Origin of the sequence: Mesorhizobium sp. M0037, assembly GCF_040323635.1 — a bacterium.
Taxonomy (GTDB): Bacteria; Pseudomonadota; Alphaproteobacteria; order Rhizobiales; family Rhizobiaceae; genus Mesorhizobium.
Genome location: NZ_JAMYVB010000032.1, coordinates 16,304 through 42,920 on the forward strand (window position 1 = coordinate 16,304; position 26,617 = coordinate 42,920).

25 protein-coding genes and 1 pseudogene are annotated in these 26,617 nt (G+C 62.1%); 20 read left to right on the forward strand and 6 right to left on the reverse strand.

The genetic code is table 11. The features are described from left to right. The first annotated feature begins 22 nt into the window (after positions 1 to 22). The 6 genes from NKJ78_RS29605 to NKJ78_RS29630 all read left to right on the forward strand — a co-directional run bounded on the left by NKJ78_RS29605 (position 23) and on the right by NKJ78_RS29630 (position 7,165). A complete protein-coding gene (locus NKJ78_RS29605) occupies positions 23 to 1,675 on the forward strand; it encodes an ABC transporter substrate-binding protein (RefSeq protein ID WP_023668187.1) in 1,653 nt (550 codons plus the stop codon). 222 nt (positions 1,676 to 1,897) lie between these two features. Next, positions 1,898 to 2,932 carry an ABC transporter permease gene (locus NKJ78_RS29610; RefSeq protein ID WP_023668188.1) on the forward strand — a complete coding sequence of 345 codons (1,035 nt, stop codon included), beginning with the start codon at positions 1,898 to 1,900 and terminating at the stop codon, positions 2,930 to 2,932. 13 nt (positions 2,933 to 2,945) lie between these two features. Continuing rightward, positions 2,946 to 4,103 carry an ABC transporter permease gene (locus NKJ78_RS29615; protein WP_023690814.1) on the forward strand — a complete coding sequence of 386 codons (1,158 nt, stop codon included), beginning with the start codon at positions 2,946 to 2,948 and terminating at the stop codon, positions 4,101 to 4,103. Positions 4,104 to 4,145: 42 nt separating this feature from the next. Next, positions 4,146 to 6,362, forward strand: a complete 2,217-nt coding sequence (locus tag NKJ78_RS29620; RefSeq protein WP_023804942.1) for a dipeptide ABC transporter ATP-binding protein — start codon at positions 4,146 to 4,148, stop codon at positions 6,360 to 6,362. Positions 6,363 to 6,503: 141 nt separating this feature from the next. After that, entirely contained in the window at positions 6,504 to 6,731 is a 228-nt protein-coding gene (locus NKJ78_RS29625; RefSeq protein ID WP_023668191.1) for a hypothetical protein, read from the forward strand. Continuing rightward, positions 6,728 to 7,165 carry a TA system VapC family ribonuclease toxin gene (locus tag NKJ78_RS29630; RefSeq protein ID WP_352460208.1) on the forward strand — a complete coding sequence of 146 codons (438 nt, stop codon included), beginning with the start codon at positions 6,728 to 6,730 and terminating at the stop codon, positions 7,163 to 7,165. Before NKJ78_RS29625 ends, NKJ78_RS29630 begins: the two co-directional genes overlap by 4 nt. Positions 7,166 to 7,221: 56 nt before the next feature. Here NKJ78_RS29630 and NKJ78_RS29635 read toward each other — a convergent pair whose 3' ends face one another. Continuing rightward, positions 7,222 to 7,812, reverse strand: a complete 591-nt coding sequence (locus NKJ78_RS29635; protein WP_023739905.1) for a transglycosylase SLT domain-containing protein — start codon at positions 7,810 to 7,812, stop codon at positions 7,222 to 7,224. Between the two features lie 217 nt (positions 7,813 to 8,029). Between NKJ78_RS29635 and NKJ78_RS29640 the strand changes: the two genes are divergently transcribed. Continuing rightward, positions 8,030 to 9,568, forward strand: a complete 1,539-nt coding sequence (locus NKJ78_RS29640; RefSeq protein WP_023739904.1) for a trimethylamine methyltransferase family protein — start codon at positions 8,030 to 8,032, stop codon at positions 9,566 to 9,568. A gap of 78 nt (positions 9,569 to 9,646) precedes the next feature. Continuing rightward, complete coding sequence (locus tag NKJ78_RS29645) at positions 9,647 to 12,088, forward strand: GcvT family protein (RefSeq protein WP_023739903.1); 2,442 nt, start codon at positions 9,647 to 9,649, stop codon at positions 12,086 to 12,088. Positions 12,089 to 12,186: 98 nt separating this feature from the next. On the opposite strand, the gene NKJ78_RS29650 is transcribed toward NKJ78_RS29645, so the two are convergent. Beyond that, positions 12,187 to 12,579, reverse strand: coding sequence for a DoxX family protein (locus tag NKJ78_RS29650; RefSeq protein ID WP_352460209.1), 393 nt, complete (start codon positions 12,577 to 12,579; stop codon positions 12,187 to 12,189). 207 nt (positions 12,580 to 12,786) lie between these two features. Here NKJ78_RS29650 and NKJ78_RS29655 point away from each other — a divergent pair, with 207 nt between their 5' ends. After that, positions 12,787 to 13,275, forward strand: a complete 489-nt coding sequence (locus NKJ78_RS29655) for a hypothetical protein (protein WP_023739901.1) — start codon at positions 12,787 to 12,789, stop codon at positions 13,273 to 13,275. Positions 13,276 to 13,350: 75 nt separating this feature from the next. Here NKJ78_RS29655 and NKJ78_RS29660 read toward each other — a convergent pair whose 3' ends face one another. Next, the gene (locus NKJ78_RS29660) at positions 13,351 to 14,127 is read right to left on the reverse strand and encodes a VOC family protein (RefSeq protein WP_023739900.1); all 777 of its coding nucleotides are present in this window, start codon (positions 14,125 to 14,127) and stop codon (positions 13,351 to 13,353) included. A gap of 191 nt (positions 14,128 to 14,318) precedes the next feature. Here NKJ78_RS29660 and NKJ78_RS29665 point away from each other — a divergent pair, with 191 nt between their 5' ends. From NKJ78_RS29665 to NKJ78_RS29700, 8 genes and pseudogenes are all read left to right on the forward strand, one after another. After that, positions 14,319 to 15,035: a gamma-glutamylcyclotransferase gene (locus NKJ78_RS29665; RefSeq protein WP_023739899.1), complete on the forward strand. Its 717-nt coding sequence runs from the start codon at positions 14,319 to 14,321 to the stop codon at positions 15,033 to 15,035. Between the two features lie 128 nt (positions 15,036 to 15,163). Beyond that, positions 15,164 to 16,519: an NAD(P)-dependent oxidoreductase gene (locus NKJ78_RS29670; RefSeq protein ID WP_352460211.1), complete on the forward strand. Its 1,356-nt coding sequence runs from the start codon at positions 15,164 to 15,166 to the stop codon at positions 16,517 to 16,519. 5 nt (positions 16,520 to 16,524) lie between these two features. Further along, positions 16,525 to 17,367 (forward strand): class I SAM-dependent methyltransferase, encoded by an 843-nt coding sequence (locus NKJ78_RS29675; RefSeq protein ID WP_023739897.1) that lies wholly within the window; start codon positions 16,525 to 16,527, stop codon positions 17,365 to 17,367. Positions 17,368 to 17,379: 12 nt separating this feature from the next. After that, positions 17,380 to 18,693, forward strand: coding sequence for an NAD-dependent dihydropyrimidine dehydrogenase subunit PreA (gene preA / locus NKJ78_RS29680; protein WP_023699020.1), 1,314 nt, complete (start codon positions 17,380 to 17,382; stop codon positions 18,691 to 18,693). A 453-nt stretch (positions 18,694 to 19,146) separates the two neighbouring features. Continuing rightward, positions 19,147 to 19,665: an RrF2 family transcriptional regulator gene (locus NKJ78_RS29685; protein ID WP_352460212.1), complete on the forward strand. Its 519-nt coding sequence runs from the start codon at positions 19,147 to 19,149 to the stop codon at positions 19,663 to 19,665. A gap of 25 nt (positions 19,666 to 19,690) precedes the next feature. After that, positions 19,691 to 20,149 carry a carboxymuconolactone decarboxylase family protein gene (locus NKJ78_RS29690; protein ID WP_023668206.1) on the forward strand — a complete coding sequence of 153 codons (459 nt, stop codon included), beginning with the start codon at positions 19,691 to 19,693 and terminating at the stop codon, positions 20,147 to 20,149. 86 nt (positions 20,150 to 20,235) lie between these two features. After that, positions 20,236 to 20,612, forward strand: a pseudogene (locus NKJ78_RS29695) (DoxX family protein). 106 nt (positions 20,613 to 20,718) lie between these two features. Beyond that, the gene (locus NKJ78_RS29700) at positions 20,719 to 21,216 is read left to right on the forward strand and encodes a hypothetical protein (RefSeq protein WP_352460213.1); all 498 of its coding nucleotides are present in this window, start codon (positions 20,719 to 20,721) and stop codon (positions 21,214 to 21,216) included. A 45-nt stretch (positions 21,217 to 21,261) separates the two neighbouring features. Here NKJ78_RS29700 and NKJ78_RS29705 read toward each other — a convergent pair whose 3' ends face one another. Together NKJ78_RS29705 and NKJ78_RS29710 are read right to left on the reverse strand one after the other, a co-directional pair. Then, on the reverse strand, positions 21,262 to 21,984 hold the full coding sequence (locus tag NKJ78_RS29705) for an SDR family oxidoreductase (protein WP_352460214.1): 723 nt from the start codon (positions 21,982 to 21,984) through the stop codon (positions 21,262 to 21,264). Further along, complete coding sequence (locus tag NKJ78_RS29710; protein WP_352460215.1) at positions 21,981 to 22,820, reverse strand: SDR family oxidoreductase; 840 nt, start codon at positions 22,818 to 22,820, stop codon at positions 21,981 to 21,983. Before NKJ78_RS29710 ends, NKJ78_RS29705 begins: the two co-directional genes overlap by 4 nt. A 99-nt stretch (positions 22,821 to 22,919) precedes the next feature. On the opposite strand from NKJ78_RS29710, the gene NKJ78_RS29715 reads away from it, so the two are divergent. Further along, entirely contained in the window at positions 22,920 to 23,792 is an 873-nt protein-coding gene (locus NKJ78_RS29715) for a helix-turn-helix transcriptional regulator (RefSeq protein ID WP_023729382.1), read from the forward strand. Positions 23,793 to 23,801: 9 nt separating this feature from the next. On the opposite strand, the gene NKJ78_RS29720 is transcribed toward NKJ78_RS29715, so the two are convergent. Then, on the reverse strand, positions 23,802 to 24,431 hold the full coding sequence (locus NKJ78_RS29720; RefSeq protein ID WP_023697053.1) for a TetR family transcriptional regulator C-terminal domain-containing protein: 630 nt from the start codon (positions 24,429 to 24,431) through the stop codon (positions 23,802 to 23,804). A 255-nt stretch (positions 24,432 to 24,686) separates the two neighbouring features. Here NKJ78_RS29720 and aptA point away from each other — a divergent pair, with 255 nt between their 5' ends. Together aptA and NKJ78_RS29730 are read left to right on the forward strand one after the other, a co-directional pair. Then, positions 24,687 to 26,015, forward strand: a complete 1,329-nt coding sequence (gene aptA, locus NKJ78_RS29725; RefSeq protein ID WP_023705584.1) for an omega-aminotransferase AptA — start codon at positions 24,687 to 24,689, stop codon at positions 26,013 to 26,015. Between the two features lie 139 nt (positions 26,016 to 26,154). Further along, the gene (locus tag NKJ78_RS29730; protein WP_352562769.1) at positions 26,155 to 26,574 is read left to right on the forward strand and encodes an endonuclease domain-containing protein; all 420 of its coding nucleotides are present in this window, start codon (positions 26,155 to 26,157) and stop codon (positions 26,572 to 26,574) included. Positions 26,575 to 26,617 lie beyond the last annotated feature (43 nt).

Below are 26,617 nucleotides of genomic sequence, written 5' to 3' on the forward strand. Positions count from 1 at the left end.
AGCCAACAATGGGAGTTAAGGTATGACAAATTACAAGAGTAATGGCGATCGCGTTCCCGATCACATCCTGGCCATGGCCGAAGAAGCCAAGGCAGGCAAAGTCGATCGCCGCGAGTTCCTCGCCATGGCGAGCGTGTTCGGCGCGTCGACTGCGATGGCCTACGGCATGCTCGGCGTAGCCGTGCCGACCCAAGCCAGGGCCGAAGAGGTGCAGGGCAAGAAGGGCGGCATCCTTAAAGTCGCGCAATGGGTCAAGGATCCCAAGGATCCGCGCAAGGCCGACTGGTCGGAAATCGCCAATGCCGAGCGCCAGGCGCTTGAGCCGCTGGTCAAGTACACCAGCGAATACACGTTCCGCCCGTACCTTCTGGAGAGCTGGGAGGTCAACGACGACGCCACCGAGTACACGCTGCATGTGCGCAAGGGTGTGACCTGGTCGAATGGCGATGCGTTCACCGCCGATGACGTCATCTTCAATCTCAAGCGCTGGGCCGACAAGAAGGCCGAGGGCAATTCGATGCCTGGCCGTCTCGGCACGCTGGTCAAGGACGACAAGCTCGACGAAAGCGCCGTGACCAAGGTTGACGACCACACCGTCAAGCTGAAGCTCGGCAAGGCCGACATCGCGCTCATTCCGAACATGTGCGACTATCCCGGCCTCATCGTGCACAAGAGCTTCGACGAGAAGGGCGGCGACTTCAAAGCCTGCCCGATCGGTACCGGTCCGTTCGAGCTCGTCTCCTACGATGTCGGCCAGAAGGTGGTCTACAAGCGCCGCGAGGACAACAAGTGGTGGGACGGCGAGGTGTTCCTCGACGGCATCGAATTCGTCGACTACGGCACCGATCCGGCAGCCATGGTCAGTGCCTTCGAGGCCGGCGAAGTCCATACCAATTTCGAGACCTCGGCCGACTATGTGTCGATCCTCGACGGACTGGACCTGGTCAAGTCCGAAATCGTCACCGCGTCGACCATCGTGTGCCGCACCAACATCAACAACAAGCCTTACGGCGACCAGAAGGTACGCAACGCGCTGCAACTCGCGGTCGACAACAATGTCGTCCTGCAGCTTGGCTACGGAAATGCCGGCACGGTGGCTGAAAACCACCATGTCTGCCAAATCCACCCGGAATATTACGAGCTGCCCAAAGTCGCTCGCGATCCGGCCAAGGCCAAGGCGCTGATGGCGGAAGCCGGCCAGGCCGACTTCGAGCATGAGCTGATCACGGTCGACGAAGACTGGCACAAGAATACCGGCGACGCCATCGCCGCGCAGATGCGCGACGCCGGCCTCAAGGTAAAGCGCACGGTGCTGCCGGGCTCGACGTTCTGGAACGACTGGACCAAGTATCCGCTGTCGATGACCAACTGGAACATGCGCCCGCTCGGCGTCCAGGTTCTGGCGATCGGCTACCGCACCGGCGAGGCGTGGAACGAGTCGGCCTATTCCAACCCCGAATGGGATGCCAAGCTCAATGCAGCATTGGCCGTTGCCGATGCGGCCAAGCGCAAGGAGATGATGAAGGACATCGAGCAGATCCTGCAGGATTCCGGCATCATGATCCAGCCATACTGGCGCAAGCTCTACAGCCACTCGGTCAAGGCGGTGCAGAATTACAAGATGCATCCGACCTTCGAGCGCGACTACGGCAAGGTCTGGCTCGACCAGGCGTGATCGGAACGTCAGGGAAGGGGCGCTTCGCTCCTTCCCGTCACGCCTCGCTTGGTCCAGAACCGGAAGCCGCCGCAGCAAAAAGTTGCGGACTCTCCTGAAAGACCGTTCAATAAAACTGGGTTGATTGCATCCGAGTGCCGATTTGACGGCCAACTCTGCCGGCAACGGCAAAGCTGGTTTTCGAACTGGCTCCAACCCCAACCAGACCGGCAGGGGACCGCCATGCTTTCTTTCGTAATCCGGCGTCTCGGCACCATGGCATTGACGATGCTGTGCCTGACGATGATCGTCTTCTTCCTGATCAACCTCGAGCCGAATTTGAAGAAGCTGGCGATCAGCCAGACCGAAATGCACACATCGGCCGAACAGCTCGAAAGCTGGCTGGTCAACCATGGCTACCGGCAGAACTTCTTCGTGCGCTACGGGCAATGGCTGGGCGTCGTCCCGAAGCAACCGGTGACCGATCCGGCGACCGGCAAGCCGACGCAGCGTTTCTCCTTCTGCAACGATCCGCTGGAGCCGAAATTCTCCGGCATCCTGGAAGGTGATTTCGGCTGCTCGACGAAGTTCAAAACCTCCGTTGCGTCAAAGCTCTTCCCCGCACTCGCCGCCACCGGCATTCTGATGCTCTGCGTGCTGTTGGTGATGGTACCGATTTCGCTGCTGATCGGCATCCTGGCCGGCATGCGCGAGGGCTCGCGAACGGACCGAACGCTGTCCGTCGCCTCGATCGCGTCGACGGCGACGCCCGAATATGTGTCCGGCGTCATCTTCACCGTCATCTTCGCCTCCTGGCTCGGCTGGCTGAACGGTTCGGCCGCCTCGGCAAGCCAGGGCATCACCTTCTACAATTTCACCCTGCCGGTGATGACGCTGGCGATCTACGGCATCGGCTACATCGCCCGCATGACACGCGCCTCGATGGTCGAGGTGATGACGCAGCAATATATCCGCACCGCCCGGCTGAAAGGGCTTTCCTTCGGCAGCGTCGTCGTCAAGCACGCGCTGCGCAATGCGCTGATCGCGCCCTTCACCGTCATCATGCTGCAATTTCCTTGGCTGCTTACCGGCGTCGTCATCGTCGAGGTGATGTTCCGCTACCAGGGCTTTGGCTACACGCTGGTCGAGGCCGCCGGCAACAACGACATCGATCTGCTGCTTGGCTGTTCACTGGTCTCGGTGTTCATCGTGCTGATCACGCAGCTCATCTCGGATGTCGGCTACGCCTTCCTCAATCCGCGTATCAGAGTTCAATAGGGGGCTGGGGCAGATGCAGGTCGAATATATCGGTGCCTTCAATGTCGTGCTCGGCGTGATTGGGCGTTTCTGGCCGGTCTGGTTAGGGCTTGCCCTGGTGATGGGGGTGAGCTTCACCTACAAGAAAAGGCTCGGCCTCTACGGCCAGTTGTTCGATAGCGGCGTCGGCATAGTCGGTGTCGGCATCTGCCTGTTCTGGCTGTTCACGGCAATCTTCGCGTCGACCGTCGCGCCCTTCGATCCGCTCGCCCAGGTCCCGATCATGAAGGATGCGCTGCCGGGCGCGCTCGAGCCGGTATCGAAACTCATCTACTATTTCGGCGGCGACAAGCTCGCCCGCGACGTCTTTTCGCGCATGGTCTATGGCAGCCAGATCGTGCTGATCATCGCGCCGGCGGCGACCGGTTTCGCGCTGATGGTCGGCATCACGCTCGGTCTGCCCGCCGGTTACTATGGCGGCCGGATCGACACCGTGCTGTCGTTCCTAGCCAATCTGGTGCTGGCCTTCCCGGTGATCCTGCTGTTTTACCTGCTGGTGACGCCGGGCATCATGGATACGCCGATCCCCTACGCCATGGCCGGGCTGTTCTTCCTGTTCCCGATCATCTTCTTTTCGGTGCTGTTCTGGACCCGCTACAAGAACCGGCCGGACCGCCTCTATATATTGCTCGGGCTGACGCTGATCATCGGCGGCTGGGTCTATGCCGGCCTGGTGTTCGACGCCGATCCGTTCAAGATCATCCACATCGATCCCAACCAGCTCAACATCTTCGTGGCGGTGGTGTTCGCCTCCAGCCCCGGCGTGTTCCGCATCGTGCGCGGCCTGGTGATGGACATCAAGACGCGCGACTATGTGGCGGCGGCGCAGACGCGCGGTGAATCGCCTTGGTACATCATGCTGTGGGAGATCCTGCCCAATGCGCGCGGACCGCTGATCGTCGATGCCTGCCTGCGCATCGGCTACACCACGATCCTGCTCGGCACGCTCGGCTATTTCGGGCTGGGCCTGGCGCCGGAGAGCCCGGATTGGGGCACCGCGATCAAGGACGCCAGCCGCCTGCTGCGCTCGTTCATCCACCCGGCGCTGCCGCCGACAATCGCGCTGATGTCGTTCGTGCTGGGCTTGAACCTGCTTGCCGACTCGCTGCGCGAACAATCGATGAAAGACTGATCTGCGGGTCCCGCGAGCATGAAAATAGGATTGGAGCGACCCATGAATGAGGCAGTTCGAAATCCCGGCAAGCCGACCCTTGGGCCAAGCGCTGCGCCGATCATCGAGATCGAGAACCTGTCGATCTCCTTCTTCACCCGCAAGGGCGAGATCCCCGCCGTCATGGACTTTTCCTGCACGGTGATGCCGGGCGAAGCCATGGGCATCGTCGGCGAGTCCGGCTGCGGCAAGTCGACCGTGTCGCTCGGCATCATGCGCGACCTCTCCAACATCGGAAAGATTGTCGGCGGCAAGATCAAGTTCCAGGGCAAGGACATGGGCGAGCTGTCCGACGAGGAGTTGCGCTCCATCCGCGGCAACAAGATCGCCATGATCTACCAGGAGCCGATGGCGAGCCTCAATCCGGCGATGAAGGTCGGCCAGCAATTGATGGAAGTGCCGCTGATCCACGACAAGGTGTCGAAGGAAGAGGCTTACAAAAGGGCGCTCGAAATGGTGCGCTCGGTGAGATTGCCCGATCCCGAACGCATGATGCGTTCCTATCCGCACCAGCTGTCCGGCGGCCAGCAGCAGCGCATCGTCATTGCCATGGCGCTGCTGTCGAAGCCGGCGCTGCTTCTGCTCGACGAACCGACGACGGCGCTCGACGTGACGGTGGAGGCCGGCATCGTCGAACTGGTCAAGGGGCTGGGCGAGAAGTTCGGCACGTCGATGATCTTCGTGTCGCACAATCTGGGCCTCATCCTCGAGACCTGCGACCGCATCACGGTGATGTATTCGGGCGAAGCGGTCGAGACCGGCAAGATCAAGGACGTGTTCGACCGGATGCGTCACCCCTATACGCAAGGGCTGTTCCGCTCGATTCCGCTGCCGGGCGCCGACAAGAATTCGCGGCCGCTGATCTCTATCCCCGGCCAGTTGCCGCTGCCGCATGAGCGGCCCAAGGGCTGCAATTTCGGGCCGCGCTGCCACCATTTCGTTGAGGGCGTCTGCAATGCCGCCGAAATCCCGATGATCGAGGTCGCCGGTCACGAAGGGCATTTCTCGCGCTGCGTGCGCTTCAACGAGATCGACTGGGAAGCGCTGCCTCCCGGCGCCAAGAAGGTCAATGAGAAGGTCGTGCCCGGCGCGCCGGTGCTCAAGATCGAGGATTTGAGAAAATACTACAAGGTCGGCGGCAGCGAAGTGTTCGGCTCCAGCGAAGGCCGCGTCGTCAAGGCCAATGAGACGATCTCGTTTATGGCCCGCGAATCCGAGACCGTCGCCATCGTCGGCGAGTCCGGCTGCGGAAAGTCGACACTGGCCAAGGTCCTGCTCGGGCTGGAGACGGCAAGTGCCGGCACAGTGACGCTGGGCAACAAGGAGATCCAGTCGACCGGCATCGAGAAGCGCAGCGTCGAAACGGTGTCGTCGATCCAGATGGTGTTCCAGAACCCGTTCGATACGCTCAATCCCAGCCACTCCGTCGGCTCGCAGATCATCCGCACGCTGGAAAAATTCAAAGTCGGCAACAATGTCGCCGAGCGGCGCAAGCGCATGCTGGAGCTGCTCGACCTGGTGAAGCTGCCGCGGGCCTTCGAGACGCGCAAGCCGCGTCAGCTCTCAGGCGGCCAGAAGCAGCGCATCGGCGTGGCGCGCGCCTTTGCCGGCGATGCCAAGGTGGTGGTGGCCGACGAGCCGGTGTCGGCACTCGACGTCTCGGTGCAGGCGGCGGTGACCGAGCTGCTGATGGACATCCAGCGCAAGAACAAGACGACGATGCTGTTCATCAGTCACGATCTGTCCGTCGTGCGCTACATCGCCGACCGGGTCGTCGTCATGTATCTCGGCTACATCGTCGAGCAGGGTACGACCGACCAGATCTTCGCGCCGCCCTACCACCCCTACACAGAGGCGCTTCTGTCGGCGATCCCGATCGCCGACACCAGCGTGGTCAAACGGCACATCGTGCTCGAAGGCGATATCCCGTCGGCGATGAACCCGCCGAGCGGCTGCCCGTTCCAGACGCGCTGCGGCTACAAGAGGCTGGTGCCGGACAATCTGTGCGAGACCAAGGTGCCGCCGGTGAAGCATCTCGGCGATGGCCATATGAGCCTGTGCTGGCTGTCGGACGATGTGCTGGCGACGATGGAGCCGGTGATCAAGTTCGACAGGGAACACGCAGCGCATGAGGGCGTGCCGGAAGACGCACCGGATGGGATCGGCCCCGGTTTCGCCGGCGAACCGCCGAAGCGCCCGCATGGCAAGAAGCCGAGCTGACCAGCCATAGAGGCAATGCCGCTCGTTGGCGCATTGCCGCAGCGTCGCCATAGCTCAAGGAACGACAGCTACGTTCGCTTGAATATTGCTGTCCATTGCTTTATGTGATGCGTGATGTTTGATGCGCGTAGGGAGCATGTTGTGAGAACCACACTTGCAATCGATGACGATGTCCTACTTGCGGCCAAGGCCATGGCGCGACAGCAGGATCGCAGTGTTGGCGACGTCATTTCCGATCTGGCTCGCCGCTCACTGCGCAGGCCCCCGACCGGCGGTGAACGCAACGGCATCCCCTTGCTTGCATCGCGGCCCGACGGCCCGATGGTCGATCTCGAAATGGTCAATGCGCTTCGCGACGAATTGCCGTGACCTTCCTGCTCGACGTCAATGTGTTGATTGCGTTGATCGATCCGGCTCACGTCGCGCATGAAGATGCCCATCGGTCGTTCCAATCCACCGGGCATTTGTCATGGGCAACATGTCCCATTACCGAGAATGGCGTCATCAGGATTGTAAGCAACCCGAAATACCCCAATTCTCCGGGTTCGCCCGCCGTGGTGGCGCAGATTGTCGGCAAGCTGCATGCCCTTTCAGGACATCAGTTCTGGCCTGACGAGATCAGCCTTGTCGGTTCCAACGACATCGATGCAGCCAGGATCCTCACCCCGGCACAGGTAACGGATAGCTATCTGTTGGGACTCGCCAAGGCGCGTGACGGCCAATTGGCGACGTTTGACCGAAAGCTGTCGACGGCAGCGGTAAAGGGAGGAAGGTCGATCCTCCACCTGATCCCAAGCGAATGAATGGCTGAGTTCCGCTTCGATCGCAAACTGCGTGGCTGCAAGACCGCTTGGCAACGTCAGCTGCCGCATTGCTGCAGCTGTTCGGCATAGTCGCGGCCCATCTTTTCGGTCGCCCTGGCATAGCCCTGCACGCCGGCGTCACCACGGTTGCCACGGCCGTAGGCGGTCCAGCCGAGATAGTAGGCGAGATAGAGATTGTAGGTGTCGTTGCGGGCGACGCCGAACGTGTCTGATGTCTTGGAATGGTACCAGCCGACGAAATCGACGGCATCGGCAAATTTGGTCCGCCGCGCCGCCCAGCTGCCGGTTTCGCTTTGGTATTGCGACCAGGTGCCGTCGAGCGCCTGCGAGAAACCGGTGGCCGACGAGACATGCTTCCACGGAATGAAGCCGAGCAGTTTGGTACGCGGCGGCCTGGCATTGCTCTTGAAACCGGATTCCTTGCGCACCGTCGCCATCAGCACGGGGACGGGGACGCCGTATTTCTGCGAGGCGCGCTCGGCGGCCGACTGCCAGTTGTCGAACCAGCCGTCGTTCTGGTCGAAGACGGCGCAGACATTGTTGATATGGTTGGGCGGCGTCGCGCAGGCCGGCAAAGCCAGCAGCACGCCAACCGCTACAATTTTACTCAAATTCGAACTACGCATGGAAGACGGATAGGCTGAAATCATAAAGGGAATCTTGCGGCGTTTCTTAACGGCTTGCCGGCCCGGCTCCGCTGAGTGGGACCTTTATCATTATTCCGACCTTTTGCGTCGCCTCTGTCTCCATACGAATTCAAAAATGCCGCCTTGGCTAAAATCACGCCCGCGAAGGGCGGATTTCTGACAGCGATATCCGGATGCCGGCGCTCTGATGCCAGGCATGAATGAACCAAGACGAAAGCGCGGCGCGGAGCGAACCAGCAACCGGGGGCCCGCCGCCATCCCGCAACTTCCACTGCGGCGGGTGACCAATCCCTATCCGCCGATGGCGATGCTCTCAGTCGACCAGGTCGAAGCGATCCACCAGGCGTCGATGCACATTCTGGAAAATTTCGGCATCGAGGTGATGTCTCAGCGGGCGCTGGCGCTGTTCGAGAAGGCGGGCGCAAAAGTCGACCATGCGACCGCGAATGTCCGCATCGACCGGGGTCTTGTCGCCGAGGCGCTGAAGACCACGCAGTCCAGCTATCGGCTGACGCCGCGCAATCGCGCCAACACCATTCATCTCGGCGGCAACACGATCAATTTCACCCTCGTCGCCGGGCCGCCCAATGTGCACGACATGGAGCGCGGCCGGCGCGCTGGAAACTTGCACGACTATGCCGATCTGACCCGGCTAGCGCAGCATTTCAACTGCATCCACATGCTCGGTAACCAGGTCTGCGCGCCGGTGGAACTGCCGGCCAACACCAGGCACATGGATACCTATTTCACCAATCTGACGCTGACCGACAAATCGTTCCATGTCTCGGCGATCGGACGAGGCCGGGCGCTGGACGGCATCGAGATGATGGCAATCGCGCGCGGGCTGACGCTGGACGAGATGCGCGATGATCCCGGCATTGCCACCATCATCTCGGTCAACTCGCCGCGGCGTTTCGACGAGATGATGGCCGAAGGGCTGATGACCATGGCTGAGTTCGGCCAGTCGGTGGCGGTGACGCCGTTCACGCTGATGGGCGCGATGAGCCCGGTGACGCTCGCCGGCGCCCTGGCGCAGCAGAATGCCGAGGCGCTGTTCGGCGTGGTGCTGACGCAACTGGTGCGCCCCGGCGCGCCGGTGATGTACGGCGCCTTCACCTCCAACGTCGACATGAAGTCGGGCGCGCCGGCCTTCGGAACGCCGGAGAACACCAAGGCCAACATCGCCTCGGGGCAATTGGCGCGGCGCTACAATCTGCCCTACCGCACGACACCGGGGTCGGCATCGAATGCGGCGGACGCGCAAGGCGCCTACGAGACGCTGATGGCGCTGTGGGGCGCTGTGCTCGGCCACGGCAACCTCGTCTATCATGCCGCCGGCTGGCAGGAGGGCGGGCTGACGGCATCGTTCGAAAAGCTCATCATTGATGTCGAGATGATCCAGCACATGATGGAGTTCTTGCGCCCGATCGTCGTCGACGAGGCGGAGCTTGCGGTCGAGGCGCTGGGCGCGGTGCCGACCGGCGGCCATTTCTTCGGCGAACCGCACACGCTGGAACGCTATGCCACCGCCTTCTACCAGCCGATACTGTCCAACTGGCAGAATTACGAGGCATGGCAGGAGGCCGGCGGCCTCGACACGACGGCGCGCGCGACCCGGCTGTGGAAGAAGGCGCTGGAAGACTATGTCGAGCCGGTGATGGATATCGCCGTGCGCGAGGCGCTGGAGGCGTATGTGGCCAGGCGCAAGGAAGCGATCGGGCAGGGCGAGCCGTGACTTTTTCAGCGTCGGCGCGCGGCGCTGCCTTTCTGATTCACCTTATCTCCTCAACTCATTGATAACAGAGCAAAACTCATGAAATCGCATGCAAAGGTCGTGGTCATTGGCGGTGGCGTCGTCGGGTGCTCCGTGCTGTTCCATCTGGCGCGTCATGGCTGGACCGATGTCGTGCTTTTGGAGCGCGACGAGCTGACCTCCGGCTCGACCTGGCATGCGGCCGGCGGCATGCACACGATCAATGGCGACCCCAACGTCGCCAAGCTGCAGAAATACACGATCTCGCTCTACAAGGAGATCGAGGAGCTGTCGGGACAGGCGACCGGCGTACATCTGACCGGCGGCGTGCTTCTGGCGGCAACCGAGGCGCGGCTCGACTGGCTGCGCGGCGTCGTCGCCAAGGGGCGTTACCTCGGCATCGACCTCGAGGAGATATCGGCCAATGAAGCGGCCGAGCTGATGCCGCTGCTCGACCCGAAACAATTCGTCGGCGCCGTCCGCAACAAGGAGGACGGCCATCTCGATCCCTCTGGCGTTACGCATGCCTATGCCAAGGCCGCGCGGAAACTGGGCGCCGAGGTCGAGCGCTTCACCAAGGTCGAGGACATTGTGCGCCGGCCCGACGGCATGTGGCGCGTCATCACCAACAAGGGCGAAGTGGTGGCCGAGCATGTCGTCAATGCCGGCGGGTTATGGGCGCGCGAGGTCGGCCGCATGGTCGGGCTGGAGCTGCCGGTGCTGGCAATGGAGCACATGTACCTGATCACCGAGGATATGCCCGAGGTGGCGGCGTGGAACGCCAAGACCGGGACCGAGATCATCCATGCCGTCGATTTCGATGGTGAGCTGTACCTGCGCCAGGAGCGCGGCGGCATGCTGATGGGCACGTACGAGAAGGCCAACAAGGTCTGGTCCGAATTCCAGACGCCGTGGAATTTCGGTCATGAATTGCTGGAGCCGGACATCGACCGCATCGCGCCGTCGCTCGAAGTGGGCTTCAGGCATTTCCCGGCCTTCGAGAGGACCGGCATCAAGCAGATCATCAACGGGCCCTTCACCTTCGCGCCGGACGGCAATCCGCTGGTCGGGCCGGTGCGTGGCCTTCCCGGCTTCTGGGTCGCCTGCGGCGTCATGGCGGGCTTTTCACAAGGCGGCGGCGTCGGCCTGGCGCTGTCCAACTGGATGATCGAGGGCGATCCAGGCGCCGACATCTGGGCCATGGATGTCGCGCGCTACGGCGACTGGGCGACGATGGCCTACACCAACGCCAAGGTGCGCGAGAATTATTCGCGCCGCTTCTCGATCCGCTTCCCCAATGAGGAACTGCCCGCCGGGCGGCAGCTCAAGACGACGTCGATCTACGATTTGCTGTCGGCCAAAGGCGCGCAATGGGGTGTGTCCTATGGGCTGGAAGTGCCGCTGTGGTATGCGCCCGAGGGTGTCAGGGACGAATTCTCGTGGCGGCGTTCCAGCGATTTTTCCCATGTCGCCAATGAGGTCGCGGCGGTTCGTGAAAGCGTCGGCCTGGCGGAGATTTCGAACTTCGCCAAATACAAGGTGACGGGAGAAGGGGCGGCCGCTTGGCTCGACCGGATCTTTGCCTGCAAGTTGCCCAAGCCAGGCCGCATGACGTTGGCGCCGATGCTGAAGGACGACGGCAAGCTCATCGGCGATTTCACGCTGGCCAATATCGGTGCCCCCAATTCCAACGGGACCGAGTGGTTCATCGCCGGCTCCGGTATCGCCGAGCAGTATCATATGCGCTGGTTCGAGGCGCATTTACCTGCGGATAGCTCAGTGCGCATAGAGGCGCTGGGGCAGAAACTGACCGGTCTGGCGATCGCCGGACCCAAGGCGAGGGAGGTGCTGGCAAAGGCCAGCCGCGCGGATGTCGCCAACATCGCATTCCCGTTCATGGCGGTCGCGAAAATGGACATCGGCACGGCGCCGTGCCTGGTCGGCCGCGTCAGCTACACCGGCGATCTCGGCTACGAGATCTGGGTGGGGCCGGAATATCAGCGCGCTGCCTTCCAGGCGTTGATGGCGGCAGGCGAGGAATTCGGCCTCGGCCTGTTCGGCTCGCGCGCGCTCAATGCGCTGCGGCTGGAGAAAAACTACGGCTCATGGGCGCGCGAATACCGGCCGATCTACGGGCCGCTGGAGGCCGGGCTCGACCGTTTCGTCGCCTATGGCAAGGATGCCGATTTCATCGGTAAAACCGGCGCTCTTGCCGAGCGCAAGCAGGGCGGCAAGCTCAGGCTGCGCACATTTATCCTCGATGCTGACGATGCCGATGTCATCGGCGACGAGCCGATCTGGTACGATGGCGCGGTGCGCGGCTGGGTGACGTCAGGCGGCTATGCGCATCACTCGAAGAAATCCGTCGCCATCGGCTATGTGCCGAAGGAGATCGCCGATGAGAGCGACGGCTTCGAAATCGAACTTTTGGGCAAGCGCCACGCGGCGCGCGTTCAGGCAGCGCCGCTCTTTGACGCGAACTTCGAGCGAATGCGCGCCTGAAGCGCTTCGGCTTTCGCCGAGGCGCTTCAGATTCTTGTTTTGTGCAAGTCGTTATCCCAAAACCGCTGCGCACTTTTGGGCGACATGCATCAGGCGCGTCAGGTGCTGCGGCGGTTGTCGAGCGCGAAAGCGCCGGCGCCGGCAAACACCAGATAGAGGAAGATGAAGCAGAAGGAGATTGCCGCGTCGCCGCTGTTGTTGACCGGGAAGAAGTCGCGCGGGTAGTGCGCCATGAAATAGGCGATGGCCATCTCGCCGGCCAGAAGGAACGCGACCGGGCGGGTCAACAGACCGAGCGCCAGCAGGATGCCACCGGCGAACTCCAGGATGCCTGCAGTCATCGTCAGGCCGGTAAGAGCGTGAGGCTCGGCGCTGACCGGAAAATTGAACAGTTTCTGCGAGCCATGCTCGAGGAACTGCAGGGCTGTGATGATGCGCAGGACGCCGAGCGCCTGCGGCTGAAATCTGGCGAGACCGTCAAAAAGCTTCATCTAAACTCCATTTTTCCAACCATGTGGCCCGGCCATAAATCATCACCCGGCGCTGGACCATTCACTTCCCATGGCCTGTCATCAACAATCGGTGATTGCAATTATTTCCAGTCTGACTTCGAAATTTGCTCTCGTTATGGTTGCATACATCTCGTTAAGGTTGTATATCTGCGAGTAGACACTCCAAACCAGACGGGTTCCTTCGCCATGAAAAAAGTCGCCATCAGCCTGTTCGCAATCCTCGCAAGCACCAGTTTCGCCATGGCCGCTGATGCTGGCTGCGATGCCTTCAAATGGCCGGTGACACGCGAGCAGGAACTGTTTCCGGCAGCGCCCGCCGCGCAGTCCGGTGCCTCTCTTGCTTTCGGCGAAGCCGCGGATATGGCGCTGGAGCCGGTCGATGCGGTCAGCTTCATGGTCTCACCGCAACGCGCGCCGGCAGCCGGCACGTTCGGCGCGACGGCAAACGTGGCCGTGCCAACGGAAGGAGAGCTCCAGATCAGCCTGTCCGATGAGGCCTGGGTCGACGTCATTCAGGATGGCCAGGCCGTGAAATCAGCCGGTTTCAGCGGCGTGAAGACCTGCCTCGGCGTCCGCAAGAGCCTGCGCTTCAAGCTGACGCCTGGCGCAGCCACGATCCAGCTCAGCGGCGCCAGGAAAGAGAACCTCAAAGTTGCGGTGCTGGCGCCGGAGTGACCGCGCCCGGACGCGCCTCTCATCGCACCAGCGGCGCGATGAGAGCAGTTCCGTGCAGGCGAGTACCGGAGGGGATCAGCGGCCCGGCGCGATCAGCGCGAAATAAGCGCCTTGCGGATCGGTGAACTGGGCAATCCATTGGCCGGCCGGCACCGGCATCGGACCCATGACGATGTTGCCGCCATTGTCGGTGACGCGTTTGGCGGCTGCGTCGATGGCATCGACATTGAAGTAGAACAGCCACACCGGCACCGGCAGCTGTTGTGGCTTGTTCATGATGCCGCCGCCGGATTCAGGGCCGGCCGAGAAGGTCTGATAGATGCCCATCTCGCCGATGTCCATGCTACCGGCATCGGTCCAGCCGAACTGGCTGGAGTAGAAATCGAAGGCCTTCTGGCGGTCGGACGCATAAAGCTCGTGCCAGCCGACATGGCCCGGCGTCCTTGCCGGAAGGACGGGCTGGTCGGGACCATTGGGCTGCAGGAACATGAAGGCGGCGCCTTGCGGGTCGGCGACGACGGAGAAGCGGCCGACGCCGGGAATGTCGTCGGGTTCGCGGTGAACAGTCCCGCCGGCGGCTTTCAGTGCCTCGGTCGAGGCATCGGTATCGCTGGTGTGGATATAGCCGAACCAGGCCGGCTTCAGACCCGTCCTGGCTGCTTCCTCGGGCAGGGTCATCAGCCCGCCGACGCCACGCTCGGCGGAGTTCACCACGATATAGCGCGGCATGCCGGGCGCCTTGTCGAAGGGCTCAGCCCGCCAGCCGACCACGGTGGTGTAGAACGCTTGCGCCGCATCGAGGTCGCTGGTCATCAACTCGTACCAGAAGAAGGGCATTGGGGATCTCGGCATTCTCGGTCTCCTACCTATGCATAGATCGTCGTCCGATCCATCAAAGGACGTTTTCAGCGACGCGAATCCGACAGCGAACCGGAGAAAATTCAACGGCTGCGTTGACACATCGTTCCGCACTTCGCCCCACCGACGCCTTGCACGTGCGGCGGTTTTCGACTTTCCTTGGGCAAACGAGGGGTAGTCGTTTCATGCGCCTTATGTCGCTCACGCCTGAGCTTGTGTCACTGTGTCACCGCGAAGAGGTCGATCCCGGACCGGACGGCAGCTGGACGCAGCTGAACGACGAGGATTACCGGACATTAGCCTTGCGGCTGTCTGATGAAGCAGACGAGGGGCCTCTGTGGGTGTTCGCCTATGGCTCGTTGATCTGGAAGCCGGCTTTCGAGTCCGTCGAACGCCAGCGCGCCACTGCGTTTGGCTGGCATCGCTCCTTCTGCCTCGACATGGTGCGCTGGCGCGGCAGCGTAGCGCAGCCGGGGCTGATGATGGCGCTCGAACGCGGCGGCCGATGCGACGGCGTCATCTACCGCCTGCCCGACGGCGACAAGCCGCAGCAGATCGAAAGATTGTTGCGGCGCGAGATCGACGACCATGAGAGTGTCAGCTCGGTCCGGTGGGTTCCCGTGCGCACGGAGCAGGGCCGGATACGGGCGCTCGGCTTCTGGGTCGGGGTGACGGGCAGGGGAACCTCGCTCGGGCAGCCGCTGGATCGGGTGGCGAGGGTGCTTGCCAGAGCCTGCGGCAATGTCGGCTCGGGTGCCGAGTATCTCTACAACACCGTCAGCCACCTTGAGGAATTCGGCATCCGCGACCGCAATCTGTGGCGGCTGCAGCAACTGGTTGCCAACGAGATCAGGTCGATCCATGGCGGCGCTACGAGCACTGGCTTTTCGCCCGTGACATAGGCCATAACATGAGTGGTCCGATCATATTATCAGCTAGGCTTTTCAGTGGCTTGCGGTGAAAATTGACCAATTGATAAAAAAATAAAACGTGCTAGCCTTCCCCAAAACGAAAACATGGGGAACTGACGATGCCAGAAGGCCAGTTCAAGGACGGCATTGCCGGCGGCCGGCTTGCCGCCGACCAGTACGCCGAGAATTTTTCCGACCTGCATCCGCCGCTCGATCACCACGAAGCGCTGGTCGAATCCGACCGCTGCTATTTCTGCTACGATGCGCCGTGCATGAACGCGTGCCCGACCTCGATCGACATTCCGCTGTTCATCCGCCAGATATCGACCGGCAACCCGATCGGTTCGGCCAAGACGATTTTCGACCAGAACATATTGGGTGGCATGTGCGCCCGCGTCTGCCCGACCGAGACGCTTTGCGAAGAGGTCTGCGTGCGCGAGGTGGCGGAAGGCAAGCCGGTGCAGATCGGCCGCCTGCAGCGCTACGCCACCGACGTCGCAATGGCCGAGCACAAGCAGTTTTATCCGCGCGCTGAATCGACCGGCAAGTCGGTCGCCGTCGTGGGCGCCGGACCGGCCGGTCTTGCCGCCGCCCACCGGCTCGCTCGCCACGGCCATGACGTCACCATTCTGGAAGCCCGCCCGAAGGCCGGCGGCCTCAATGAATATGGCATCGCCGCCTACAAGAGCATCGACAATTTCGCCCAGGCCGAGGTCGACTATGTCACTGGGATCGGCGGCATCGATATCCATAACGGCAAGGCGCTCGGTCGCGACTACCAGCTGTCGGACCTGATCCTCAATTATGATGCCGTCTTCCTCGGCATGGGGCTTGGCGGCGTCAATGCGCTGCGCGCCGATGGCGAGGAGGCCGGTGGCGTCGTCAATGCAGTCGAATTCATCGCCGAACTGCGCCAGGCCAGCGATCTCTCGAGCCTGCCAATCGGCCGGCGCGTCGTCGTCATCGGCGGCGGCATGACGGCGATCGACGCCGCCGTGCAGTCGAAGCTGCTCGGCGCCGAGGAGGTGACGATCTGCTACCGGCGCGGCCAGGAACACATGAACGCTTCCGAGTTCGAGCAGGATCTGGCAGCCGCCAACGGCGTCACCATCCGCCACTGGCTGCAGCCGAAGCGGGTCATTGTCGAAGGTGGCAAAGTGTCGGGCATCGAGCTCGAATACACAGCGATGAACGGGGACACGCTTGTCGGCACCGGCGAGCGGCTGACGCTGGCCGCCGACCAGGTGTTCAAGGCGATCGGCCAGAGCTTTGTGCCGGCGGCACTTAACGGCAGCGGTGCTGCGATCGAACTCGAAGCCGGCCGCATCAAGGTCGACGCAGAAGGGCGCACCTCGCTCGCCAATGTCTGGGCCGGCGGCGACTGCATTTTTGGCGGCGACGATTTGACGGTATCGGCCGTCGCGCAAGGCCGCGATGCGGCGGAGAGCATCAACCGGAGTCTGGCACAGGGATAGAGATCATGGCCTCAGTGGAATCAGGCATCGCGCGTCACTACGACGTCTCGGATCTTGAGCAGCACATTCTTGCCGTGCTCGCCGATACCGGCGTGGAAATTGCCCATCTACGCGCTGGCGATCTCGAAGCGGTCGACGAGTTCCACATTGGCGGTATCGCCGCCACCAGGGAACTCATCGGCCAGATGGGTTTGAAGCCGGGGGCCAGGCTGCTCGACATTGGTTCCGGCGTGGGTGGTCCAGCCCGTTTCGCCGCCAACAATGCCGGCGCCGATGTCACCGGCATTGATCTGACGCAAAGCTATGTCGACATCGCGACCAGCCTGTCGAAGCGGGTGGGAATGGCCGACAAAGTCCGGTTCGTGCAGGGCAGCGCGCTGGACATGCCGTTCAGCAACAAAAGCTTTGATACGGCCATGATCCTGCATGTCGGCATGAATCTTCCCGACAAGAAAAAGCTGATGAGCGAGGCGGCGCGTGTGCTCAAGCCGGGCGGCGTCTTTGCCGTCTACGATGTGATGCGGCTCAAGGCAGGTGCGCTGACCTATCCGCTGCCATGGGCATCCGACGAGAGCATGTCCTTCGTTGCCACGCCCGACGACTATCGTTCGGCTGCCGCCGCCGCGGGGTTCTCTGTAACCGCCGAGCGCCCTCGTGGCGCCTTCGCCATCGAATTTTTCGACACGATACGGGCGCGCATGGCTGCGGCGCAGGCGGAAGGAAAAAAGCCGCCGCCTGGCGTTAATCTTATCATGGGCGAGAACGCCGGCACCAAGATCGCCAATCTCACCCCCGCGCTTAAAAGCGGCATTCTCGCACCCGTGGAAATGCTCTTTCGTCTCGGTTGAAAGGGACCTGTCATGGCAGACATCCGCAACAATTTCGTCGGCATCAAATCGCCCAATCCGTTCTGGCTGGCTTCGGCGCCGCCGACCGACAAGGCCTACAACGTCATCCGCGCCTTCAAGGCGGGCTGGGGCGGCGTCGTGTGGAAGACGCTGGGCGAAGAAGGTCCGCCGGTGGTCAACGTCAACGGCCCGCGTTATGGCGCGATCTGGGGGGCGGACCGGCGCCTGCTCGGCCTCAACAATATCGAGCTGATCACCGACCGCGATTTGCAGGTCAATCTGCGCGAGATCAAGCAGGTCAAGAAGGACTGGCCCGACCGCGCCATCGTCGTCTCACTGATGGTGCCATGCGTCGAGGAAAGCTGGAAGGCGATCCTGCCGGTGGTCGAGGAGACCGAAGCCGACGGCATCGAGCTCAATTTCGGCTGCCCGCACGGCATGTCGGAACGCGGCATGGGCGCGGCTGTCGGCCAGGTGCCTGAATACATCGAAATGGTGGTGCGCTGGTGCAAGGCCAACACCCGCATGCCTGTCATCACCAAGCTGACGCCGAATATCACCGATGTGCGCAAGCCGGCGCGCGCCGCACTCTCCGGCGGAACCGACGCGGTGTCGCTGATCAACACCATCAACTCGATCACCGGCGTCGACCTCGACAGTTTCGCGCCGCAGCCGACCATCGACGGCAAGGGCTCGCATGGCGGCTATTGCGGCCCGGCGGTGAAGCCGATCGCCATGAACATGGTGGCCGAGATCGCCCGCGATCCGGAAACGCGCGGCCTGCCGATCTCCGGCATTGGCGGCATCACCACCTGGCGCGATGCGGCTGAATTCATGGCGCTCGGCGCCGGCAATGTGCAGGTGTGCACGGCGGCGATGACATACGGCTTCAAGATCGTGCAGGAGATGATCGCCGGTCTCGAAAACTGGATGGACGAGAAAGGCCACGCCTCGCTCAACGACATTGTCGGCCGCGCCACGCCCAACGTCACCGACTGGCAGTATCTCAACCTCAATTACATCGCCAAGGCGCATATCGACCAGGACGCCTGCATCAAATGCGGCCGCTGCCACATCGCCTGCGAGGACACTTCGCACCAGGCGATCACCAACATGGTCGACGGTGTCAGGCATTTCGAGGTGATCGAGGCCGAATGCGTCGGCTGCAATCTGTGCGTCAATGTCTGCCCGGTCGAGAACTGCATCACCATGGAGCCGCTGGCCGCCGGCGTGATGGACCAGCGCACCGGCAAGCCGGTGTCGCCGGTCTATGCCAATTGGACGACCCACCCGAACAACCCGATGGCCAAGGTGGCTGCGGAGTAGACTTGGGTTCCTCGCCCCGATCGACGTCTACGTTGTGCACTCATCTTCTGTGACTGGTCGGCGTGAGGGCTTGGTTGCCACGTGGTTCCCCCAATCCGTCGCTGCTTCGCAGCGCCACCTTTCCCCCCTTCGGAGGGAAAGGAAGGGAGCTTTACTGACGAACGTTGACGGCAAAAACTTGGCGCCGTTCCTCTCCCCCCGTCGATCGGGGGAAAGGTGGCTCCGGCGAAGCCGAGACGGAGTGGGGGTCGATCAGCGCAATATAAGACAATGCATGCGCCAAGCCGCCATACACGCTATCGCCACAGACCAGCCGCCCAGAAATGTGTGCAGGCCGCAGAGCGGGATGCCCAAGTTCTGTGAAGCCATCGCTATATGTGAATTTCCGAATTTTCCTATTGCAGATAAGTTTTATCCGCGATAAAAGATATCCATGAATAGGAGCGCAACATCATGAAGCTGGGCGAAGGTGTAGAAGCGGCCATCCATTGCGCGGCCACCCTGGCCAGCGTGGAGGGCAACAGCACGATGCCGGGTGCTGCTTTGGCAGAGTCCTTCGGCCTGTCGCCGAGCTATCTGCTGAAACATCTGAACCAGCTGACGGCTACGCGGATCCTGGAATCGGTGCCGGGACCGGCGGGCGGCTACCGGCTGGCGCGTCCGGCCGAGCGCATCACGCTGCTCGATATCGTGCTGGCGATCGAAGGCCGTGAGCCGGCCTTCCGCTGCGGCGAGATCCGCCAGCGCGGCCCGGTCAAGATCGATGCTTCGGCCTATGTGAAGCCGTGCGGCATCAATGCCGCGATGCTGAAAGCCGAGCGCGCCTATCGTGCCGCTCTCGCGGAAACCCGGTTGTCCGACATCGTGGCTGATTACAAGGCCGAAGGCGATCCGCGATCGTTTGCCGCCAGCTGTGCCTTTGTCGAGCGCCATCAGCGGCCGCAGAAACCCGCTGCAGCCAAGCAAATTTAACTCCGCCAGACAGAAAGGAAAGACGATGAAACAGAGACTGCAATTCTTTGCCAAGGCGCCGGAAATCATGAAGGCAGTGTCAGCGCTCAACAAGGCGGTCGACGAATGCGGGCTTGAAGTGAGCCTGCTGCATTTGATCAAGCTCCGCGCCTCGCAGATCAATGGCTGCTCCTACTGCGTCGAGATGCACAGCCGCGAGGCAAGGCGCGACGGCGAAACCGAGACACGGCTCTATCTGGTTTCGGCCTGGAAGGAATCGCCGCTGTTTTCCGAACGTGAACGCGCGGCCCTTGCCTGGACCGAGGCAACGACCCTGATCGCCAACAATGGCGTTTCGGACGAACTCTATGCCCGCACGCTCGAGCACTTCTCGGAAGAGGAACTGGTCAAGCTGTCGGTTGCGATCGGCATGATCAACACCTGGAACCGGCTCTGCATCCCGTTCCACGCCATTCACCCGATGCCGGCTGCCAAAGCAGCCTGACCGTCCGGTTTAGTCATGGGGCGCCGTCGAGAGTGCGGCGCTCCATCTGTTTCATGCCTAAGCTATTCAAGGATGGGGAGGATTTCATGCCTGTCGATTTGCCTTCGACCCTGTTGTTTCTCGGCCGCCTGTTGCTCGGCGGCGCCTTCGTTTTCGCCGGCCTGCGCAATGTTCAGAACGAGACCTTCCTGACAGGGCTGATGACCGCGCGCGGCGTGACGCAAGCCAGGCTGGCGCTGTGGGCCGGCATCGTCCTGCAAACCGTTGCCGGGGCGCTGGTGATGGCCGGCGTCTGGACCGCGATCGCCTGCGCCGTTCTGCTGCTGTTTCTCATTGTCGCGACGCCGATGTTCCACAATTTCTGGGACCATCAGGGCCGGACCGGGCATCGCGCATCAACGGCTTCGTCGGCAATGTCGCGCTCGCCGGCGGATTCCTGACGCTGATCGCGCAGTCGCTCTAGTCGGCAATGGCGCTGCCACCGTGGCGTCGCCATTAATCATTGTCTTCGATACTTAGAGTTAAGACCGTTACGGTATTGATCCTTGATGCGACGTGTGGGGCAATCAATGTACATTCTTAAAGGTAAAAGACGGGTTGCGCTGAGATGGTTGCTTGTGGTGGGGCTCCTGACGGTGGCCTTGGTAGCTGCCCTAAATTATGTCCATGCAATTAGCGCCAGAAATTCGTACGCTCTGCTAAGTATTTATTTCACAGCAAGCATCTTGAGTGTATTGTATTTTCTACACGAATCTGAAGAGAAAAGCGCTCTTTCGTCACTTGGTTTGACAAGATCACCAACTCGATTCACGCTCGTCTGCTATCTCGTATATGCGTCAATCATATTGTACCCCTTTGTGGAAAAGCGGTTTCAGCCTGAATTTATCGGGCATTTCAGTTTTCTAGTGATTTTTCTAGCGGCAATGTCCCCAGATGTCCTCCTTTTTCTGAGGACAAAACTCGGCTCCGGAAATGCCATCTACCAGAGGGCAAATTCAGTTGGCGTTTTGATTTTGGTAATTTTCATCGTTGTGTCCGTTGGTGTCGGCGTGGTGGCGAGCCAGTAGTTTGGTGGCCGCAGTGGCGGCGGGAAGCCATTGCAACACCATTTGCTACGCCGCGAAGCGCAAACCGCCATCGCAGGTCAGCACCTGGCCGGTCATGAAGCCGTTGGAGACGAGAAAGGCGATTGCGCCGGCGACGTCTTCGGCCTGGCCGATCCTGCCCACCGGGGTTTTGCCGGCATATTCGCTGAACACCGCCTGCCGCTGGTCTTCGGCCAGAAAATCCCACCATGGCGTGTCGATGACGCCGGGCGCCACGACGTTGACGCGCAGAGGCTTCAGTTCGACCGCCAGGATCGGCACCACCGTCAACAGCATGCCGTTGACGGCGGCGATGCCGGCCACGCCGGGCACCGACAATTGTGCCGACACCGCCGAGATGAAAGTCACCGATCCCGATCTGTTGAGCGTCGGCAAGGCAGCCTGCAAACAGGACAGCTGCGGCCTGACTTTCTCGTCGACGCCGCCGGCGATGTCTGAGAGGTCGAGGGTTTCGAACGGCCCAAGTCCCTTGCCGCCGCTGGCAGCCAGCACGAGGTGATCGAACGGTCCGAGTTCCCCAAAGAACTGGCGGACTTCGCCCGGCTTCGAAGCATTGAAGGCAGCTTTTTCGGCGGCGCCGCCGAGGCTCTTCCAAGCGCTGGTGAGCTTGTCCTGGTTTCGTCCGGTGATGGTCACCTTCATGCCTGGGCCTAGCAGTTTTCGCGCCGTTGCCAGGCCGATGCCGGATGAGCCGCCGATGACGACCGTGTGTTCGATCCTGCCGGTCATGAATGCTGTTCCTTCGATTGTGGGGAAGCCTGGCCGACGAGGTCGAGGCTCAGGGTTCGCAATTGCTGTCTGGCCTTGGCGTCATAGGCTTGTGCGTCGGCGCGGGCCTCCCTTCGGCCGTCGAAATAGAGGCCGCTGCGGCCCTCCAGCGCGGGCGATGTCGCGAGGTTGAGAATGGCGTCGGCGCCGGTCTCGACCGAGCTCCATGGCGTCACGCCGGCTTGGCGGACCATGGTGGTGTTCATGTAGCTCGCTGGATGCAGAGCGTTGACGGTGACGCCGCTGACTTTCAACTCTCCGGCCAGGTCGATGGTGAACAGGATCTGCGCCAGCTTGCTCTGGCAATAGGCGCGCACGCCGTCATAAGAACGTGTCAGCATGACATCGCCGAAATCGATCGCCTGCTGGCCGGCCGAAGCGACGTTGATGATGCGCGCCGGCGAACTCGCCTTGAGCAGCGGCAGCAGTTCCGAGGTCAGCAGGAAACCGGCGAGATAGTTGACCGCAAAGCGCAGTTCGAAGCCGTCGGCGCTGAGCTGTCGCTTGGCGCCGGCCGTGCCGATGCCGGCATTGTTGATGAGGATGTCGAGCCGGTCGGTTTTTGCGCGTACGGCCTCGGCAAGGCGGCGGACCTCGGCTAGCGAGGCGAGGTCGGCGGCGAGGAACTCGGCTTTGCCGCCGGCGGATTCGATTTCTGCGACGGTTGCCTTGCCGCGAGCCGCGTCACGGCCATGCACCAGCACGCGCGCGCCACCGGCGCCCAGCCTTTGCGCGACGACACGGCCGACGCCGTCGGTCGAACCGGTGATGAGGATTGTCTTGTCTTTCAGATCCATATTCAGAGCCTCCATCTCTCTGGATGGAAGATGGGGCGCCTGACCCAGCCCAAACAGTTCAAACTTTATCCTGGTATCAATACTGCTATAATAGCTCTCATGGATGCCCCCACGCACTCCGCTGAAGACAGCCGCCGGCGCGAGCTTGGCGCCTTCCTGCGCTCGCGCCGCGAAAGATTGACGCCGTCCGCCACCGGCATCGCGACCGGCCTGCGGAGACGCACGCCAGGCTTGCGTCGCGAGGAAGTGGCGATGATCGCCGGCGTCGGCACCACCTGGTACACATGGCTAGAGCAGGGGCGCGAGGTCAGGCCCTCGGTGGAGGTGCTAGCGGCGCTCAGCGAAGCGCTGCGCCTCGACGCCGTTGAAAGGCGGCATCTGTTCATCCTGGCAGGCCGCCAGCAACCGGAGAACCGCGTGGCTGCGCCGGAAAAGGTCGATGGCCCGCTGATGCATATGCTGGAGAGCCTGGTGCTGCAGCCGGCCTATGTCGTCGGGCGGCGCTGGGATGTGCTGGCCTGGAATCCGGCGGCGGTAGCGGTGTTCGGTGATTATGGCCTGCTAGAGGGCGACGCCCGCAACATCGTCCACATGGTGTTCACCAATCCGCATCACCGGCGCCTGCTGGTTGACTGGGAGCAATTGGCGCGCACCGTGCTGGCCTCGTTCCGGGCGGAAAGCGCCCGCTATGTGGGCGATGCGGATTTCGAGCGGCTGATTGTGCTTATGACGCGCTCAAGTCCGGAGTTTCGCGACTGGTGGCCGCAACGCGACGTGGCACGCCGATTGTCGGGGGTGAAACATGTCCGACATCCGAGAGCCGGCGCCATGACGTTCGAGCATATGAGCCTGTCGATCGACGACGGCTCGGACATGAAGCTGATCGTCTACACGCCGCTGGCCGAACAGAATTCGATCGAGAAGCTGCAGAATTTGCTTGAGGCGATGCCGGCGGAGCGCCGCAGCGCCTGACGCCCAAGGTCAGCCCTTCGGCTTCAGCCCATCAATGAACAACTGCTCCAGAAACCGCGCCGCATCCTCGAAGCGGCCGTCGCCGCCGCGATCGGCGCCGAGCACGGCACGGACCTGGACATCGAAATCGGCATAGTGCTGCGTCGTCGCCCAGATCGAAAAGATCAGGTGCCAGGGATCGGTGCGGGCGATTTTTCCCGCGCGCATCCAGCCCTTGATGACGTTGGCCTTCTCGTCGACCAGCGTTTTCAGCTCACCCGCCAGCAGCGGCATGATGCGCGGCGCGCCTTGCAGGATCTCGTTGGCGAACAGCCGGCTTTCCCTGGGAAAATCACGCGCCATTTCGAGCTTGCGCCGGATGTAGCTCCTGAGCTCGGTCAGGGGGTCGCCGATATCGTCGAGTTCACGTAGCGGCGCCAGCCACGTCGCCAGCAGCCGCTCCATCAGCGTTTCGTGGATGTCTTCCTTGCGGCGGAAATAGTAGAGCAGGTTCGGCTTCGACATCCCGGCGGCCTCGGCGATCTGGTCGATGGTCGAACCGCGAAAGCCGTTGGCGGAGAAGACTTCGAGGGCTGCCTCCAGGATCAGTTCGCGCTTTTCCTGCTGGATGCGGGTGCGGCGAGGGGCTGAGCCTTCCATGGCGCCGCTCACCCCTGCAAGCCTTGGCCGCAGGGTTCATCTGGACCAATTCTCTGGACCAGTTTTTCTCTTACCCGTGGAGCGCACTTCGCAGGCCGCATTTCCGCTAGTAATCCCTTGACCGCCGACAGGGCGGTGCTAACGTTTGTCCAATCGGTCAAAAATTTGCGTAGCATGAAAACGCAGCAAAGACCAAGCTTTGGAAAGACCAAGCGTTAGCCGCACCGAAACAGGTTACAAGGGGAAGTCTTGGTCATGTCCAACCGGCTGAAAGTCACGCCGAACGATCTCAGCGCATTCTGGATGCCGTTCACCGCGAACCGGCAGTTCAAACAGGCGCCACGCATGTTCGTGTCCGCCAAGGACATGCACTACACCACCAGCGACGGCCGCAAGGTGCTCGACGGCACCGCCGGCCTGTGGTGCGTCAATGCCGGCCATTGCCGTCCCAAGATCACGGAAGCGATCCAGCATCAGGCGGCCGAACTCGACTATGCGCCGGCCTTCCAGATGGGACACCCGATCGTGTTCGAACTGGCAAACCGCCTGGTCGATCTCGCGCCCAAGGGCATGGACCATGTCTTCTTCACCAATTCCGGTTCGGAATCGGTCGAAACGGCGCTGAAGATGGCGATCGCCTATCACCGTGTGAAGGGCGAGGGCGCGCGCACCCGCCTGATCGGCCGCGAACGCGGCTATCACGGCGTCAATTTCGGCGGCATCTCGGTCGGCGGCATCGTCACCAACCGCAAGATGTTCGGCACGCTGCTCGGCGGCGTCGACCACATGCCGCACACGCATCTGCCGGAAAAGAACGCCTTCTCCAAGGGCGTGCCGGAATATGGCGCGGAACTCGCCAACGAGCTGGAGCGCATCGTTGCCCTGCATGACGCCTCGACCATCGCCGCCGTCATCGTCGAACCGGTCGCCGGCTCCACCGGCGTCATCCTGCCGCCGAAGGGCTATCTGCAGAAACTGCGCGAGATCTGCACCAAGCACGGCATTTTGCTGATCTTCGACGAGGTCATCACCGGTTTCGGCCGTCTCGGCGCGCCGTTCGCAGCGGATTATTTCGGCGTCACGCCCGACATCATGACCACCGCCAAGGGCGTCTCCAACGGCGTCATCCCGATGGGCGCGGTGTTCGTGAAGAAGGAAATCCACGACGCCTTCATGACCGGCCCCGAGCACATGATCGAGTTCTTCCACGGCTACACCTATTCGGGCAATCCGATTGCGTGCGCCGCGGCACTCGGCACGCTCGACACCTACAAGGAAGAGGGCCTGCTGACCCGCGGCGAGGAACTGGCGCCCTACTGGGAAGATGCGCTGCATTCGCTGAAGGACGAGCCGCATGTCATCGACATCAGGAATATCGGCCTGATCGGCGCGATCGAACTGGCGCCGATCGCCGGCAGCCCGACCAAGCGGGCCTTCTCGGCCTTCGTCAAGGCGTTCGAGCGCGGCGCGCTGATCCGCACCACCGGCGACATAATCGCGCTGTCGCCGCCACTGATCATCACCAAGGGCCAGATCAACGAATTGATCGACCATGTCAGAGAAGTGCTGAGGGCGATCGATTGACAAACCGGGCGCGGATAGCCCTCCCCCTCGAGGGGAGGGTGGCCGCGAAGCGGTCGGGTGGGGTCGGTGCGACCGGACGCCGACCTGCTCTTTTGTTCCAAGGCCGCTCCTGATGCCCCGTACCCGCGTGAGCTTCGAAATGCGCCAAAAGGCGCGAGCGCTTCGAGTTCACGCGACCAAGGGAGAATCGCTGCTGTGGTATGAACTGCGGGACCTGAAATCAGCCGGCATCAAGTTTCGCCGTCAGTGCCCGATTGGGCCGTACATCGTGGATTTTGCCTGCTTGGCGGTGAAGCTGATCGTTGAGGTCGATGGCGACATGCACAAACACGACAGGGGTATGCGGCACGATGCCGTTCGCGATGCTTATCTGCGATCGCTCGGATTTAAGGTCTTCCGTGTTGACGAGCCCGATGTCATAAACAGCGCTTGGCACGTCGCGCAGGTGGTCAAAGAGAAGGTCGCGCGCGTCGCGGGCGACCCCACCCGACCGCTTCGCGGCCACCCTCCCCTCGAGGGGGAGGGGGACGCCGCCGCCCCGCAACCGATGAGGTTTTAGAGCATGGCCGCCCCGGGCGAGAATCTGCGAATCAATTCAGACC